Annotated in this window: 14 protein-coding genes and 1 riboswitch; of the genes, 10 read left to right on the forward strand and 4 right to left on the reverse strand. The window is 52.6% G+C overall.

Features of this window, described 5'->3' with window-relative positions; genetic code table 11:
- Nucleotides 1-39: 39 nt before the first annotated feature.
- The 10 genes from ACFWUL_RS00875 (at nucleotide 40) to ACFWUL_RS00920 (ending at nucleotide 10,772) form a co-directional block, all read left to right on the forward strand.
- Nucleotides 40-1,038 carry a DUF362 domain-containing protein gene (locus tag ACFWUL_RS00875; protein ID WP_297023320.1) on the forward strand — a complete coding sequence of 333 codons (999 nt, stop codon included), beginning with the start codon at nucleotides 40-42 and terminating at the stop codon, nucleotides 1,036-1,038.
- Nucleotides 1,025-1,765 carry an HAD family hydrolase gene (locus ACFWUL_RS00880; RefSeq protein WP_416177526.1) on the forward strand — a complete coding sequence of 247 codons (741 nt, stop codon included), beginning with the start codon at nucleotides 1,025-1,027 and terminating at the stop codon, nucleotides 1,763-1,765. Before ACFWUL_RS00875 ends, ACFWUL_RS00880 begins: the two co-directional genes overlap by 14 nt.
- Nucleotides 1,766-1,995: 230 nt before the next feature.
- Nucleotides 1,996-2,562 carry a manganese efflux pump MntP family protein gene (locus ACFWUL_RS00885; RefSeq protein WP_416177527.1) on the forward strand — a complete coding sequence of 189 codons (567 nt, stop codon included), beginning with the start codon at nucleotides 1,996-1,998 and terminating at the stop codon, nucleotides 2,560-2,562.
- A 380-nt stretch (nucleotides 2,563-2,942) separates the two neighbouring features.
- Nucleotides 2,943-3,593, forward strand: coding sequence for a histidine phosphatase family protein (locus tag ACFWUL_RS00890; RefSeq protein ID WP_416177528.1), 651 nt, complete (start codon nucleotides 2,943-2,945; stop codon nucleotides 3,591-3,593).
- Between the two features lie 253 nt (nucleotides 3,594-3,846).
- Nucleotides 3,847-4,332 (forward strand): YbaK/EbsC family protein, encoded by a 486-nt coding sequence (locus tag ACFWUL_RS00895; RefSeq protein WP_416177529.1) that lies wholly within the window; start codon nucleotides 3,847-3,849, stop codon nucleotides 4,330-4,332.
- A gap of 23 nt (nucleotides 4,333-4,355) precedes the next feature.
- The gene (locus tag ACFWUL_RS00900) at nucleotides 4,356-5,510 is read left to right on the forward strand and encodes an aminotransferase (RefSeq protein WP_416177530.1); all 1,155 of its coding nucleotides are present in this window, start codon (nucleotides 4,356-4,358) and stop codon (nucleotides 5,508-5,510) included.
- 106 nt (nucleotides 5,511-5,616) lie between these two features.
- A complete protein-coding gene (locus ACFWUL_RS00905) occupies nucleotides 5,617-6,051 on the forward strand; it encodes a hypothetical protein (protein WP_297023304.1) in 435 nt (144 codons plus the stop codon).
- 3 nt (nucleotides 6,052-6,054) lie between these two features.
- Nucleotides 6,055-6,486, forward strand: a complete 432-nt coding sequence (locus ACFWUL_RS00910; RefSeq protein WP_416177531.1) for an EamA family transporter — start codon at nucleotides 6,055-6,057, stop codon at nucleotides 6,484-6,486.
- Nucleotides 6,487-6,816: 330 nt separating this feature from the next.
- Complete coding sequence (locus tag ACFWUL_RS00915) at nucleotides 6,817-8,967, forward strand: ATP-dependent helicase (RefSeq protein ID WP_416177532.1); 2,151 nt, start codon at nucleotides 6,817-6,819, stop codon at nucleotides 8,965-8,967.
- A 349-nt stretch (nucleotides 8,968-9,316) separates the two neighbouring features.
- A riboswitch (ZMP/ZTP riboswitch) is annotated at nucleotides 9,317-9,403 on the forward strand.
- Nucleotides 9,404-9,473: 70 nt separating this feature from the next.
- Nucleotides 9,474-10,772: an OFA family MFS transporter gene (locus tag ACFWUL_RS00920; RefSeq protein ID WP_297019130.1), complete on the forward strand. Its 1,299-nt coding sequence runs from the start codon at nucleotides 9,474-9,476 to the stop codon at nucleotides 10,770-10,772.
- A 323-nt stretch (nucleotides 10,773-11,095) separates the two neighbouring features.
- On the opposite strand, the gene ACFWUL_RS00925 is transcribed toward ACFWUL_RS00920, so the two are convergent.
- From ACFWUL_RS00925 to ACFWUL_RS00940, 4 genes are all read right to left on the reverse strand, one after another.
- Complete coding sequence (locus tag ACFWUL_RS00925; RefSeq protein ID WP_297019985.1) at nucleotides 11,096-12,280, reverse strand: RuBisCO large subunit C-terminal-like domain-containing protein; 1,185 nt, start codon at nucleotides 12,278-12,280, stop codon at nucleotides 11,096-11,098.
- A gap of 90 nt (nucleotides 12,281-12,370) precedes the next feature.
- Entirely contained in the window at nucleotides 12,371-13,330 is a 960-nt protein-coding gene (locus ACFWUL_RS00930; RefSeq protein WP_416177533.1) for a glycosyltransferase family 2 protein, read from the reverse strand.
- A 395-nt stretch (nucleotides 13,331-13,725) separates the two neighbouring features.
- Nucleotides 13,726-14,799 carry an IS630 family transposase gene (locus tag ACFWUL_RS00935; protein ID WP_416176770.1) on the reverse strand — a complete coding sequence of 358 codons (1,074 nt, stop codon included), beginning with the start codon at nucleotides 14,797-14,799 and terminating at the stop codon, nucleotides 13,726-13,728.
- Nucleotides 14,800-15,107: 308 nt separating this feature from the next.
- The gene (locus ACFWUL_RS00940; RefSeq protein ID WP_297041442.1) at nucleotides 15,108-15,797 is read right to left on the reverse strand and encodes a hypothetical protein; all 690 of its coding nucleotides are present in this window, start codon (nucleotides 15,795-15,797) and stop codon (nucleotides 15,108-15,110) included.
- Nucleotides 15,798-15,842 lie beyond the last annotated feature (45 nt).

Genomic DNA, 15,842 nt, shown 5'->3' on the forward strand with positions numbered 1-15,842 from the left:
ATTGGCAACTATTCATTTTCATACATTCAGGAGGTAACCATGGCAGAAGAAAAGAAAGCCGGCATCGGCGGAGACCATTATGTGCCCTATGAAGAAAGAAGGGGCAATGAATCTATTGTATATTTCACCCGGGACCTGTCTGCAGAAGGACTGATCCGCATGTATGAACGGATTAAGGAAAATCTGACCGGCAAGGTAGCAGTGAAACTCCATACCGGGGAACAGCATGGACCGAATATCATCCCCCGGCCCTGGGTGAAGGAGCTTCTGGCAAAGGAAATCCCCGGCGCCCATATCGTGGAAACGAATACCTATTACGATGGTGACCGGTATACTACGGAAAAACACAGGAAAACGCTGGAAGTGAACGGCTGGACCTTTGCGCCGGTGGATATTATGGATGAAGAAGGGACCACCATGCTTCCGGTAAAAGGCGGGAAATGGTTTACCGAAATGTCCGTGGGCAGCCACCAGACCAGCTATGACTCTATGCTGGTGCTTACCCATTTCAAGGGCCACGTGCAGGGCGGCTTCGGCGGGTCCAACAAGAATATCGGCATCGGATGTGCCGATGGCCGTATCGGCAAGGCCATGATCCATACCTACCCGGGTCAGGGGCAGTGGTCCATTGCAAAGGAAGAATTCATGGAACGAATCACCGAATCCTCCAAGGCAACGGTAGATTATTTCGGAAAACATATCGCCTTCATCAATGTCATGCGGAACATGTCTGTGTCCTGTGACTGCGAAGGGGTAAACGCCATGCCTGTGGTGACGCCGAATGTGGGCATCCTGGCATCCCTGGATATCCTGGCCATTGACCAGGCATCGGTGGATATGGTGTACGCTATGAAGGAAGAAGATCACCATGACCTGGTGGAACGGATGGAGTCCCGCCACGGCCTTCGCCAGCTGACGTACATGAAGGAAATGGGCATGGGCAATGATCGGTATGTGCTCATCGACACGGACCACGGCGACGTGCGGATCGATGCGAAGGAAGCGGTAAAAGGGGTTAAACCTTTTGGTAAAGAGTAAGAGCTTTCTCCTGTCGTCGGACACTATTATCTTTGACCTGGATGGCACCCTCCTGGAGTCCATGGGGGTATGGAATGAAATCGACCGGATCCTGATTCACCGGTTGGGAGGTCCCTGGGAAGAGGAAATGATGGTGGGAAAGAGGCGGGATGCCCTGCTGGCCCGTTTCAGCGGGAAAGAAAATCCCTACGGAGAATACTGCGGTGCCCTGGGCCGGATTTATGGTTCTTCCCTGACCAAAGAGGAAATTCTGGATCTCCGCCATACCATTGATAAAGATTTCCTCAGAAACCAGGTGGATTACAAACCTGGGGCGCCGGAGCTCATCAAAAAGCTCCACAGCCTGGGAAAGACCCTGGTCATAGCGACCACCACCAAGAGGCCGAATATCCTCATTTACCGGACGGAGAACAGGAATATCATGGATAAGGCCGCTTTTGATGACTATTTCACGGCCATCTATACCCGGGAAGACGTGAAGGCCATCAAGCCGTCACCGGAAGTCCATGAGAAGATCCTCCATGATTTCCATAAGAAATGGGAGGACTGCTTCATACTTGAGGATTCCCTATCCGGCATCCGGGCGGCCCGGGCTGCAGGTATACCGGTGGGGGCAGTCTACGACCGCTATTCAGCGGATGACGGGGAGTCCATCAGGGCGCTTTCCGACTGCTGGTATGACTCCCTGGAAGATGCCTGCAGGGAATTGGAAGGGATTTCTAATTGAGAATATATATCATCTGTAATGGCTGTGGATTTTCTCGACTTTTCCTTTGACAACGGGAATGGAACGTGATATGATTCTCAATATGTGAGGGAGTAGCAGCCACCCTGTGGAGCAAGTCAACATACTGGTTCTTACCTGGCTTTCCTTGAAATTGCGAGACTCACGTGCATGTTTTTTCGTGCACGGAGCCTCTTTTTTGATGGCTTCCGGGCATAGGACAGGAGGTTATCATGAATTTTCTATTTCTCGTAAACAGTGTCCTTCTGGGCGTGGGCCTGGCGATGGATGCCTTTTCCGTGTCCCTGGCCAATGGCATTCATGAGCCTTCGATGAAATGGAAAAAGATGGGTATCATTGCAGGAACCTTTGGCTTTTTCCAGTTCATCATGCCCCTCATCGGCTGGGCCTGCGTGAACTGGATTATCGATATTTTCCAAAGCGTCCTTCCCTATATCCCCTGGATTTCCCTGATTCTTCTCCTGACACTCGGCATTCTCATGGTAAAAGATGGCCTGTTGGGGCAGGAAGAAGAGGTATGTCCGGAGACGAATTTCAAGTGCCTCCTCATCCAGGGGCTGGCTACGTCCATGGACGCCCTGTCCGTTGGATTCACCATTGCCTCCTATGATGGAGGAATGGCGGTGGCGGCATCCTTCATCATAGGGATCGTTACATTTTTTATCTGTCTTCTGGGGATTATTCTGGGGCGCCGCTTTGGTATGTGTCTGGCAGATAAGGCCACCATTGTGGGTGGCATCATCCTCATGGGGATAGGATTGGAAATTTTCCTGTCGTAACACAGGATTTGGGGCCTGCAGTAATGTATTTTTACTGCAGGCTTTTATTATGGGAATATAAAGGAATAGGAAACAGTTCAAATTGCGGTTTATCGAGCTGTTGGGTTTGGCGCTGATGGATAGAGTCATTCGTGCGGAGCTTCTAGCTGTTAGCCGCTAGCTTCTAGGAAAGCTGGCCAGCCTACGGCACGAATGATTGACGGGAATACCGGGTGGAAGCGCCGCAGGCGGATCATCCTTCCTAGCTGCTAGTCGCTAGAAGCTAGGAGCTCCATGCGAGTGACTCTATCTGCAAGCATGCCAACCGCCAAACCCAACAGCTCGACGAACTGAAATATTCCGTTTCCCTTCATGGTACAATAAAGGAAAAGGAGGGTACTATGACTACAATCTATATGGTACGGCACGGGGAAACGGAGTGGAATGCAGCCCACCGCATGCAGGGGTGGAGCGATATTCCTCTGAATGAAAAAGGACGGGAACAGGCTTCCTTTGCAGCCAAAAAGTTTGAACATACACCGCTGGATGCTATCTATACAAGTCCGCTCAAAAGAGCGGCGGATACAGCGGCAATCATCCGGGGCGGGAGGAACATACCCCTGACTTTGGAAAGGGGACTCATTGAAATCAACCTGGGCCGCTGGGACGGCCACACGCCGGAGGAAATGGATACCCTGTACCCTGGACAGTACGACCTGTGGAGAACGAAGCCGGGAGAAGTCCATATCGATGGAGGAGAGACCTTTGCAGACGTACAGGACCGGGCCTATGCTGCTTTCCGGCGGATTGTGCAAAAGGAAAAAGGGAAGACCGTGCTCCTGGTCTCCCACATGGGCTGCCTCAGTACCATTCTCTTCCGGATCGCCGGATATCCATTGAATGATCTCTGGAAACATCCCATCGGCAACTGTGCCCTCTGCGAGGTGGATGTGGATGATGGAGGAGCCATGAAAATTACAAAATGGGCGGAAGATGACTACATCCCGGAACGGCTGAAGATGAAGGTGCCTTTTGGGCGGGTGAAAAAATAAAACAGGCAGCGGCCTTCAGCCGGGGCTCTGCCTGACGGCAGGCCTATGGCTGGCGCCAAGGCTGAGGCTGCTATCTGGGCTCAAGGAAGAAAAATTAGAAAGCCCATTGCCTTGGTGAAATTACCGCCTCGCTGAAAGCAGAGTCTGTTCGCCAGCCCACTAACTCACTAACTCACCCATTTTCTATTTCTTGCACCCCTCTCCCTATCCGTGGTATAATAAATTATTATTACGGAAAAAGGAGGGGATTTCTTTGTCCTTTGAAAAAGTAAAAGCCTATTTTGATTCTTTTGGCCTCGGTGACCGCTGTATTGATCTTACAGAGTCCAGTGCCACCGTGGCTCTGGCGGCCCAGGCCCTGGGAACGGAGGAGGCACGGATTGCGAAAACCATGTCCTTTCTCATCGACGATAAGCCTTTGATTGTGGTGGTAGCCGGTGATGCCCGGATCGATAACCACAAGTTCAAGGAAACATTTCACAAAAAGGCAAAGATGATTCCCGGCGCAGAATGTGAGCGTTATATTGGCCATCGGCCTGGCGGGATGTGCCCTTTCTGCCTGCCGGAAGGGGTGCCGGTGTACCTGGATGTGTCCCTGAAGCGGTTTGACATCGTCTATCCGGCGGCGGGCACAGACCACAGCGCAGTGAAGCTCCATGTGGATGAACTGGAAAGGTATGCCCGGTCCCAGGGATGGGTGGATGTTTGCAAAAACTGGCAGGATAACGAAAATCAGTAATTGATGATTTATGGGAGTGTGCAATGATTGTTGAACAGTTTGGTGTAGAAGACTGGATGGACCGGTACGAGGAAGGAGCCCGGTATAATATTACCGATACCTGTGCTAAACCGCTGACCCTGGACGAGCTTTTTTCCATGACAGGAGAAGACAGGAATGCATTTATGGAGGCTTTTTTCCAAAGGGAGCAGACCTATGGGCCCATCTGGGGAAGCCCGGCGCTGAAAGAGGAGATTTCCTCTCTCTATGACCATATAGACCCCGATGAAATCCTGACGGAACATGGTGCCACCGGCGGAAACCAGCATATTTTCTTTTCCCTTATCCGCCCCGGGGACCGGGTCATCGCCTTTACGCCAAGCTACCAGCAGTTCTATTCAGCACCCCGATCCCTGGGAGCCCAGGTGACGGTGCTTCATCTTCGGCGAGAAAATGGCTACCTGCCGGATCTGGAGGAGCTTCGGAAGGCTGCCGCCAGGGGCGTGCGTATGATCTGCCTCAACAACCCCAATAACCCCACGGGGTCCCTGATTCCAAGGAACATGATGGAGGAAATCGTGGATATTGCCCGCCGTGCGGGGGCTTACCTTTTCTGTGACGAGGTTTATGCCGGGGTGTCCCAGGAGGACGGTGATGAATGCCCGTCGGTGGCGGACCTGTATGAGAAGGGTATTGCCACCGGTTCCATGTCCAAAGCCTTTTCCCTGGCGGGACTCCGGCTGGGCTGGCTGGCCACCAGGGATAAAGAAGCCCTGGCCCAGTTCCGGCGGGTCCGGGACTATGACCTCGTGAGCTGCAGCCTCTTTGATGAAGCCCTGGCGGCACTGGCCCTTGCCCATAAAGAGAAAATCCTGGACCGGAATCGGCAGATTGTGCGCCACAATCTGCCTATCCTGGAAAAATGGGTGGAAGGGGAGGAGGCCGTTTCCTTTGTGAAACCGAAGGCAGGGACCATGGCCCTTGTTTATTATGATGCAGATATTTCTTCCCGCCTTTTCTGCCACCGCATGTACTATGAAACCGGTGCTTTCAATGTGCCCGGAGACTGCTTCGATGAACCCCATTCCTTCCGGGTGGGTTATGCCCATGATCCGGACCTTCTGGCGGAGGGTCTGGCCCATGTCAGCGATTTCCTTCGGATTCTTGAAAAGGAAGGCCTCCGTTCTCTCCACAGCTAAACCCTGCGCCGGTATAGGCCTGGGCGTTATTATTCGTTATTCTTCAGGTATTTCTCCCTTGCCCTGTGGCAATGGAAGGAATACCTCTTTTTTAGAGGGAGGTCCCGTGAAAGAACTGTTTACTCTATGGTGGCCTGTATTTCTGGTGGTGGGAGCAGACGTGGCGTACCAGATTTGTGCCAAAACCCTGTCGTCCCATAAAAGTCCTCTGGCCGCTTTAGGAATTACCTATGTGGTGAGTGCTTTTCTCTGTGCCCTCCTTTTTGAAGTCCTGGTGCCGGAGGGCCATATTCTTGCAGAAATCCTTTCCGCCCATCCCGCAGCTTTTCTGGTGGGGATTTCCATTACAGGCCTGGAAGTGGGATCGATTTATATGTATCGAGTAGGATGGGCCATGAATATTGGTTTCATTGTCTATACAGCCCTGGCGTCGGCAGCTCTCCTGCTGGCGGGCTGTTTCTTCTATGGAGAATCCCTTTCGGCGCTCCAGCTCCTCGGCCTGATCCTTGCCAGTGTTGGCATGTTCTGTATCGTGAGGTGACCTATGAAATTCTGGTGGCCTGTATTTCTTATCGTAGCCTGCAGCGTGGCCTACCAGCTGGGGATTAAAGAAATTTCCGGCGGCATGCATCCTCTTTCGGCCTTGGCGGTGACCTATCTTTCTGCATCCTTCACCGCCTTTGTCCTTTATTTCCTGCTGGCGCCGAAAGGGGAGGACAGGAAGAAGGAAATTTTTTCCTGGAATCCATCGGCCCTGGGGCTGGGAGCGGCCATCGTGGGCATAGAGATGGGCTCGGTCTACATGTACCGGGTGGGATGGTCGGTCCATTCGTCCTTCATTGTCAGTAACAGTCTCATCGTGGTGGCCCTTCTCGTGGTGGGTGCCCTCGTGTATGGGGAAAAACTGAAGCTGCGCCAGCTTCTGGGCATGGTGATGGCCCTCTCCGGCATAGCCTGTATCGTCTGGGGAGGGTGAGGAATATTTCAGTATTGCGAGCTGTTAGAGTGAGCGGTTTGGCATGCTGTTGGACAGAGTCACTGGCACGGGGCTGCTAGCTTTTAGCTTCTAGCTGCTAGGAAAGCTGGCCAGCCTGCGGCGCTTCCCATCCGGTATTTCCGCCAGTCATTCGTGCCGTAGGCTGTAGAGCTTTCCTAGTTGCTAGCCGCTAGTAGCTAGGAGCCCCCGCGCGAATGACTCTATCCATCAGCCCCCTCAACAGCTCGACAAACCGCAATTGGCCACTCCCATGACAAAGATTCCAGCCTGATGTATAATGAAATGAGAATATCAGTTCGGAGGTGCAGCATGGACAGCTGGGAGCGATTGAATGAGAAACAGAAAGAAGCGGTCTCCACGACGGAGGGGTTCGTACGGGTCATTGCGGGGGCGGGATCCGGGAAGACCAGGGCCCTGGCCTACCGGTTTGCGTACCTGGTGAATGAACTGGGCATCCTGCCGGGGCATATCCTCTGCGTTACATTCACGAACAAGTCCGCCCGGGAAATGGCGCGGCGCATCCACAGTCTCACGGGGGACAATGATACGGGCTATATCAATACATTCCATGGATTCTGCGTATCCGTGCTCCAGGAAGACAGCCATGCCGTTTCCTATCCGAAAAATTTCCTTGTCATCGATAATGCTGATATCGACGATATGCTGCAGATGATTTATGAGGAAATGGGGCTCACCCTCCGGGACATGCCCTTCAACAAGGCCCGGGACATGATTGAAATGAAAAAGTGCGTCTGGCAGCCGGAGTATTACAAGGATATGATTGCCATGCCCCTGTCCCTGCTTTATGAGAAGTACCACAAGGCCCTTACGGTGGAAGATATCATTTTCTACGGGTACCTGTACCAGGAGAAGAAATGCTTTGCCCTGGACTATAATGACCTCATTAAATTTACCCTCTATATCTTCGAAAACAACGAGGACATCCGGCTGAAATGGCAGAAACGGCTGGAATATATCATGATCGATGAATTTCAGGATATCGATCCGCTCCAGTACAGCCTCATGAAGGTCCTCTGCGGCTACCACAAAAATCTTTTTGTCGTGGGGGACCCGGACCAGACCATTTACACCTGGCGGGGTGCCGATATCCGGTACCTCCTCCACTTTGACCGGGAATTTCCGAATGTAAAAACCATCATCATGGATGATAACTACCGGTCCACCCCGGAGATCCTGGACGCTGCCAATTCTCTCATCGACAAGAATGAAAATCGGATCCGGAAGAACCTCATTTCCCATAAGGACCACGGGCCAAAGGTGACCTGTATTCCTTCCGCCAACGGGGAGGAAGAGGCGAAGGCCGTGGTGAAGGAAATCCAGAAACTCCACGAAGGGGGCAGGAAATATGGGGATATGGCCCTTCTGTACCGGGCCCATTTCGTGACGAGGAATCTGGAAGAGGCCCTGCTGAAGGCGGACATTCCCTATACCATTTACAGCGGCACCCAGTTTTTTGACCGCATGGAAATCAAGGATGCCCTGTCCTATCTCCGCATGATTGTCTACAAGGATGATATGGCCTTCCGGCGTATCGTGAACCGGCCAAAGCGGAATATCGGCCAGCGGCGTATGGAATTTCTTCAGAAAAAGGCGGAAGAAGAGGGCATTACCCTTTATGAAGCACTGAAACGGAATGTGGAGGACCCCCTGTTCCAGAGGACGAAGGCTTCCGATTTCATAGAACTTATCGAATACTACTCCCAAAACAGTGAAGGAAAGCCGGTATCTGAAATCCTTTCCTACATGCTCGATGAAAGCGGCTATGAGAAAATGCTGCGCACCGAAGGAAGCCAGGAGCGTCTCGATAACCTGGCGGAACTGAAGCAGTCCATTTTTGAATATGAAGCATCGGCAGGAGAGGAAACGAGTATTTCCGACTATCTGGAACATGCAGCCCTCTTCTCCAATGCTGACAGGGAACCGGGGAAGGACCGGGTGCTGCTCATGACCATCCATACGGCCAAGGGCCTTGAATTTCCGGTGGTCTTCCTCTGCGGCATGAACGAGGGGATTTTCCCCTCCCGCCGTACCCGGACGAAAAACGGGATGGAAGAAGAAAGGCGGCTGGCCTTTGTGGCCCTGACCCGGGCAAAGGAGGCCCTGTACCTGACGGAGGCAGAAGGGACGAATCTGGATGGTACGCCCCGCTTCCCGTCCCGGTTTATCCTGGACATAGACAGGAAATACCTCCGCTTTGACTCGCCGGTGAATGAATCCCTCTTTGAAGCGGGAAAGGCTTACGTGGAACGGACCAGCGCTTACCTGAAAGACGACAGCGGCCCTTCCCATTTCCAAAAGGGTGATCGGGTGCGGCACACGGTCTTTGGCATGGGAACCATCGAGTCGGTGGATGAGAAGGCCAATTCCTACCGCATCCGTTTCGATTCCATGGATACACCGAGAGAAATCGCCTTCCGTGCCAGGTTGACAAAAATCTAGGGGCATGGAGAACTGTGCCCATTTCAGTGAGCTGTTGGGTTTGGCGGTTAGTATGCTTGCGTGTAGAGGCACTCACACGGGGCTGCTAGCTTCTAGCGGCCAGCTGTTAGAAAGGCTGATCCGCCTGCGGCGCTTCCCGCCCGATATTTCCGTCAGTCATTCGTGCCGTAGGCTGGCCAGCTTTCCTAGAAGCTAGGAGCTAGCAGCTAGAAGCTCCGTACGAATGACGCTACCTATCAGCGCATGATACAACAGCTCGATAAACTGCAATAGTCCGAAGGCACATACCATTGCGTATTTTTCTCCTTGACATGGAAATCATTCCATGGTATTCTGAATACACAATTGAAAGAAGCACCGGAACTGACGGAAATGATGTGGAATGGACCACGTGAACCGGTGTTTTCTGATTCGGCCGACCGTCTGGGCAGGGAAACCTGACCAGGCGGTCTTTGCGTCTGTGGTTTCCCTTCATGGTAAGCGTTTGCTTTATGGAGGGATTTTTTATGAAAAAGAAAAATCGCTGGCTTATTGCCCTGGCAGCTGTGGGAATCCATATCTGCATCGGCAGCGTGTATGCATGGAGTGTACTGACAAAACCGGTCATGGCGGCCATGGGTATGACCCTTTCGGAGACTACCTGGGCCTTTTCCATTGCTATCCTGTTTCTCGGCATGTCCGCCGGCCTTCTGGGGGGCGTGGTGGAACGGATGGGACCGTCAAAGTCAGGGCTGCTGTCGGCAGCTTTCTTTGGAAGCGGTCTTCTGGGGACGGCCCTGGCTATCCATATGCATTCGGCTCTTCTCCTGTATATTTTCTATGGCATGATCGGAGGCATCGGTCTTGGCACCGGCTACATCACGCCGGTATCGACCCTGGTGAAGTGGTTTCCGGAACATCGGGGCTTTGCCACGGGCCTCGCTATCATGGGCTTTGGCTTTGCCGCCCTGGTGGCAGGTCCCCTCATGCGGTTCCTTACCGACAATTACGGGCTTGTTCCCAATTTCCTTATCCTTGGCATGGCCTATGCTGTCATTATTTCCCTCTCCGCCTCCTATCTCCGGCCGCCGAAGAAAGGAGAAATCCCGGTGATGCTGGAAGATGTGCTGAAACGGGAAGCGGCAAAGGGTCATAAGCGGACTGTCCTTGGACCCCAGATGACACGGAAAGAAGCCATGCATACCTGGAAGTGGTATGCGCTCTGGTGGATTTTCTTTACCAATATCACCTGTGGCATCGGCCTTCTGGCAGTGGCGTCTCCCATGGCCCAGGAAGTCATTGGCATGACGCCGGTACAGGCAGCTTCCCTGGTAGGAATCATCGGCATCGTCAATGGGGGCGGACGGATTATCTGGTCCACCATTTCTGACTGGATCGGCCGGGGCGTGGTGTACATGGTCTTCTTCGCTCTGGAGGTATGGGCATTCTATCATCTTTCCATTACCACGGAAGGCCTCATTTTCCAGGCACTGGTGCTTCTCATCATCAGCTGCTACGGCGGCGGTTTCTCCTGCATGCCTGCTTACCTTTCTGATATTTTTGGGGTGAAGCAGCTTTCTTCCATCCACGGATCCATCCTCACGGCCTGGGGCATGGCTGGCGTAGCAGGTCCGGCGATTCTGGCGTTCATGAAGGAACATACCGGCGGCTATACGGCGACCCTCCATCTCTTCGCCGCCCTCCTGGCCCTGGCTTTCCTCATTGCCGCCATTCTCCGCTGGAGAAATGAAGTGGACAAGAAGAAATGGGCCATGGAAGATGAAAAGAAAGCTGCTGTCCTGAAGACGGCAGAAGCGAAGGCTTGAAACTATTGCGGTTTGTCGAGCTGTTGGAGCGGTGCTGATGGATAGAGTCATTCGTGCGGGCTTCTAGCTTCTAGCCGCTAGCTTCTAGGAAAGCTCTACAGCCTACGGCACGAATGACTGGCGGAAATACCGGATGGGAAGCACCGCAGGCTGGCCAGCTTTCCTAGTTGCTAGAAGCTAAAAGCTAGCAGCCCCGTGTGAGTGACCTTACACGCAAGCATACTAACCGCCAAACCCAACAGCTCGACAAACTGAAATATTCCCATCAGCCGCAATGAAAAGGAGCAGTGAAGATCACTTCACTGCTCCTTTTTTATAGAGTATCACTGCTGTGCTTCTTCCAGCTTTTCCAGGAAGAATTTTACGTTGTCCGTGAGATTCGGCCCCTGGGTCTGCAGGGCACCGCCCACGAGGAATATGGAATCGGGACCGTAAACCCGATACATTTCCCTGAAGAGCTGCCATTTCATGCCGCCCGACGGAATGGGGAATATGGGGCGGAGGTAGGCCATTTTTTCATTGGTCCCTTCGCAGATTTTCTGGCAGGTATCCTGGGAGAAGGAGAACCGGCCGCCGAAGCTGGTGAAAATGACCGCATCCGCACCGGCCAGGCGGGAAAGCTGGCCATAGTAGCAGAAGGGAGAAATGCCGGATTCCTGGGACAGTACCTGGGGACCGGAAAAGCAGGGATGGAGGAAAATAGGAAGGCCGAATTCCGGATCCCGTGCCAGGTCCCGAATGAGGGTGAACCCGGTGATAGCAGGGGCGGCCATGATGCCATCGGCGCCGATTTCCTTGGCCTTGTAGGCCCGGTCCAGGAATTGGAGGCCATCGGCGGTGCAGTTGGCGATGTACATGCTCTTTTTGCCCGTCTTTTCTTTCGCGTCCGCCAGGGCCATGACGCACTGGAGTACCCGCTCTTCAAAGGGGGCATAGGCCTGGTTCATGAGGCTGTGGTCATCTTTGATGATGGGGCAGCCGCCCAGGGCCAGGTCGTAGACCATCTTTCCCAGTTCCTTCGGAGAACGGCCCAGGGGTTTGATGGCGGACATGAGGATGGGTCCCCGGGGAACGCCGCAGAGGTCACGGATGCCGGTGCGGCCGAAGCGGGGACCGGGATAATTGTCATACATGGCTTCCGGGAGGTCAAAGGACATGAGCTTGATACCGGGCTGGAGACTCGTATTTCCGAAAAGCATATTCAGAAGTTCCGCCATTTCATCGCCCACCGCATCGGGGTCATAGGAAATGGTGGCATAGTAGGCACCAGGTTCTGCCTTCTTCAGGTCTTCAATCTGGCCGACGATGGAATCGCCGATGGGAGTGCCTTCTACCAGTTCGTAGGGACATTCCACAGTCTGTTCCACACAGATACCGAAGGCCAGCTTCTTCGCCTCTTCGTAGTCCGGCGCAGCAATGCGGTAGGTGGCGGTAAAACGGGAAGACTGCTTCAGGTCTTCGCTGAGCTCAGCAAAAAGCTCGCTTTGGAAAAATGGAATATCTGACAAGGGGGATGACTCCTTTCCGGTTAACTTACAGATAAAAGCACGTAAAACCGGCCTCTTTCAGGGGCTGGCTTTAGTATACAGGGTATGATATTATTTTTCCGCTCCATGGGTTTCCCTGTAGGGATTGTCCTGATGGGCGGCTGTGTCGTCGGCAAGCCAGTAGAGAGGGCGGTTTCTTGATTCCTCAAAAATGTGGCCTATGTATTCCCCAAGGATGCCAAGGCCCATGAGGTTCAGGCTGCCGAAGATGGAAATCAGGATGGTCATGGTTGCCCAGCCGGGGACCGCCTGCCCTGTGATGACGCAGTACAGTACATGAAGGATAAGCAGGAATCCTGCAAAAGCTGCAAAAAGTCCTACATAAAATGACATGCGCAGGGGAACCGTGGAATTGGTAATGATGCCATCCATGGCAAAGTGGAGCATTTTTTTCATGGAAAATTTGGAAACCCCGGCATGCCGGGCGGGGGCTTCAAATTCAATGGTGGTCTGCTTGAATCCAAGTCCACCTACGATGCCCCGGATAAACCGGCTGTGTTCCCGGAATTTCAGGAATGTGTCCAGGGCCTTACGGTCCATGAGGCGGAAGTCGGAACCTCCCGGCACCACCTTTGTGGTGGAAATGGAATTGATGACGGCATAATAGCCGGCGGATGTGAGCTTCTTGACAAATCCCGCATCTTCCGTGGCGGTGCGTATGGTCTGGACAATGTCATAGCCTTCCTGCCACTTTTCGATGAGCTTCGGGATCAGGGCCGGCGGATGCTGCATGTCCCCGTCCATAGTGATGACTGCATCGCCCCGGGCGAAGTCCATGCCGCAGGTAATGGCAATCTGGTGGCCGAAGTTCCGGGCAAACGTGAGAGCCCGCACATGGGGATCATGGTCTGCCAGCTGGTGGATGAGCTCATCGGTCCTGTCTCTGGAACCATCATTGACATAGATGATTTCATAGTCCATGCCAAGGTTTTCCATGACCTTCGTTACTTCATCGTGAAAGAAGACCACGTTCCCTTCTTCATTGTATACGGGTGTCACAATCGATATCATATATATCCTCCACTTATTGGTTTTGAACCACTGTATATTATAGCATATTGGAGATAGGGACGGCGGGAATTGGCACAGGCGGCCTCCCCGCGAAGCCGTCAATCTCCGGATACTTTATGATATCTTATTGTATGAAATCCATGCGGCGGTTCTTTCAACAACAGATTAAATTTTTATAAACAGCATCAGATGAAAGCCAAGAAGTGAGACAATTGCGGTTTGTCGAGCTGTTGGGAGTTGGCGGTTGGCATGCTTGCGGATAGAGTCACTCGCATGGAGCTCCTAGCTTCTAGCGGCTAGCAGCTAGGAAGGATGATCCGCCTGTGGCGCGTCCACCCGGTATTCCCGTCAGTCATTCGTGCCGTAGGCTGGCCAGCTTTCCTGGAAGCTAGTGTCTAATTTCGTAAGTTTCCGATTGTATCCCTAAGTTGCGAACCCTTGACCTCACGTTTTTTCCAGCGGAACGGTTCTGCATGCTCATTGTAGGCAGCAATAAACTTTTTAATCGCTGACACGAGATCCGAAACAGAGTCAAAACTTGCCCCTCGGAGCACTTTTCGCGACATAATGTTAAACCATATTTCCACTTCATTCAGCCAGCTCGCTGACGTTGGTGTGTAATGAAAATGGACATTAGGATGCTTTTCCAGCCAGTCGTTTAAGCGCTTGTGCGTGCAGTAATTATCGACAATAACATGATATTGCACTTTGTCTCCACCCGGCTCACTTTTCAATAAGTCATTTAAAAATTCTTCAAAGTCCTCTCTGGTTTTTCTCTTTGTTGCCTTTCCATAAATTTGTCCGGTAGCTACCTCCAGTGCACCGAATAAATTTATTGTTCCATTCCTCCGGTATGTGCTTTTCAACCCGCGCACAATTTTCTTGTTATGAGTAAGTACATATCCTTGGGCTCTACTTAAGGCCTGTATCGATGGTTTCTCATCAACGCTGATTACGACAGCATTCTCTGGCGGGTCCAAGTAAAGCCCCACGATATCAGCAGACTTTTTAGTAAACTCCGGATCAGTACTGACACACCAGGAACGCTGCCTTGCCAGCTGTATTCCTTCCTTTCTCATAAGTCGCCAAATGGCAGCCTTTGAGACATTCAGAACTCTTGCCAGTGTAGGACCATCCCAGTGTGCTAACCCGTCTGGAGGCGCTTCCTTCAGCTTATTTAACACCATTTCGCGGAATTCCGGTCCATATTGAGCAGTACGGCCCCGCCTTTTCTTATCCTGTAGCCCAGGGATGCCCTGTTCAGCGAAACGATTCCGCCAAAGGCTAACGGTATTGGGGCGTTCCCCCAACTTAGCCGCGATATCCTTGATTTGCATTCCATCAAGACATAGAAGAACCATTTTTGCACGTCTTACAATGCGATGCTCTGTTTTTTGAGAGTTTACGATTTTATGCAGTTCTATGCGTTCGCTTTCGGAGCAGCGTATTTGCTTAGCAACTTTTGGCATAACGTTATCCCCCCCTGCAATTTGCATTTATCTGGAATAAGTATACCATTATTTGCTGTGTCCGGCAATACAATCTATTATTTATGAAATTAGACACTAGCAGCTAACAGCTAGAAGCTCCGCACGAATGACTCTACCCATCAGCATCGCCCCATTAGCTCGACAAACTGAAATATCCCAGCGAGGCAGCGTGGGTATATGCCCAGCGGTACAACAAAAAGGAGAGGAGGGTTCAGGGGGCCTCCTCTCCTCTTTATTTGTAGGGAGATTGGATATGATTTATAAGGTTTACAAAAATAGATAGGTTATCAGAACCGGGTATCCTGCGGTGGCGGAGGAGGAGGGGTTTCATCTCCACGGTCACGGCGGGCATAGCCGTTTCTGTCATGAATTTCGCTGTTATCACCGCCTTTCCATTCGCCATGGTGGCGCCGTTCTCCGTTGGGACCAAAACGATAGTCCCGGTGGTGCTGGTGTCTTTCAGGTTCTCCTGCCCAAGGGCAGGAAGAGGGATCTCCGGGTGCTCCATCCCGGTGGAAGCGGTGCTCCTCCCGGTCATGGCGGAAATGGGGATCACCATTTTCATTATCCCTTTCATTGTATCGCCGGTGTTCACCAGGACCATAGGAAGGACGGTTATTTTCGTCTCCGCCCCGGTACTGCCTTTCCGGTGGACCATTCCGGCCCATCCGGGGACCCCGGTCTTCCGGACCATTCGGCCTTACATCAGAAGGTTCCGGATTGACTTCAGGAGCTGCTTCCTCTTTTGGCACCGAGGACTGTTCTTCTGTATTCACAGCTCTATGAACCACGTGGCCGCCGGCCCTGTCGGCTTCTATGAGAGAAATGCGGTAATCACGGCCCACGTTGGAAATGGGACCGGAGGGATCTTTGGCGGAGAGGGAGGCTGCATCGGCGGTGCTGCCCAGGGCAGAGGCACCGGCGGTGAAGGCCAGCAGTACAGCCGCCATCAGTAGTTGTCTTTTCAGGTTTCTCACGATTATGACCTCTTTTGCAGTGCTTCAGGGATGGGGATATCCCCG

The organism is Dialister sp., from assembly GCF_047832375.1.
Lineage (GTDB): Bacteria > Bacillota > Negativicutes > Veillonellales > Dialisteraceae > Dialister.

Coding starts and splice junctions, on each gene's coding strand:
- ACFWUL_RS00935 (WP_416176770.1), bottom strand. CDS start 14,799: ATGCCAAAAGTTGCTAAGCAAATACGCTGCTCCGAAAGCGAACGCATA.
- ACFWUL_RS00910 (WP_416177531.1), top strand. CDS start 6,055: ATGAAATTCTGGTGGCCTGTATTTCTTATCGTAGCCTGCAGCGTGGCC.
- ACFWUL_RS00930 (WP_416177533.1), bottom strand. CDS start 13,330: ATGATATCGATTGTGACACCCGTATACAATGAAGAAGGGAACGTGGTC.
- ACFWUL_RS00915 (WP_416177532.1), top strand. CDS start 6,817: ATGGACAGCTGGGAGCGATTGAATGAGAAACAGAAAGAAGCGGTCTCC.
- ACFWUL_RS00920 (WP_297019130.1), top strand. CDS start 9,474: ATGAAAAAGAAAAATCGCTGGCTTATTGCCCTGGCAGCTGTGGGAATC.
- ACFWUL_RS00875 (WP_297023320.1), top strand. CDS start 40: ATGGCAGAAGAAAAGAAAGCCGGCATCGGCGGAGACCATTATGTGCCC.
- ACFWUL_RS00900 (WP_416177530.1), top strand. CDS start 4,356: ATGATTGTTGAACAGTTTGGTGTAGAAGACTGGATGGACCGGTACGAG.
- ACFWUL_RS00890 (WP_416177528.1), top strand. CDS start 2,943: ATGACTACAATCTATATGGTACGGCACGGGGAAACGGAGTGGAATGCA.
- ACFWUL_RS00885 (WP_416177527.1), top strand. CDS start 1,996: ATGAATTTTCTATTTCTCGTAAACAGTGTCCTTCTGGGCGTGGGCCTG.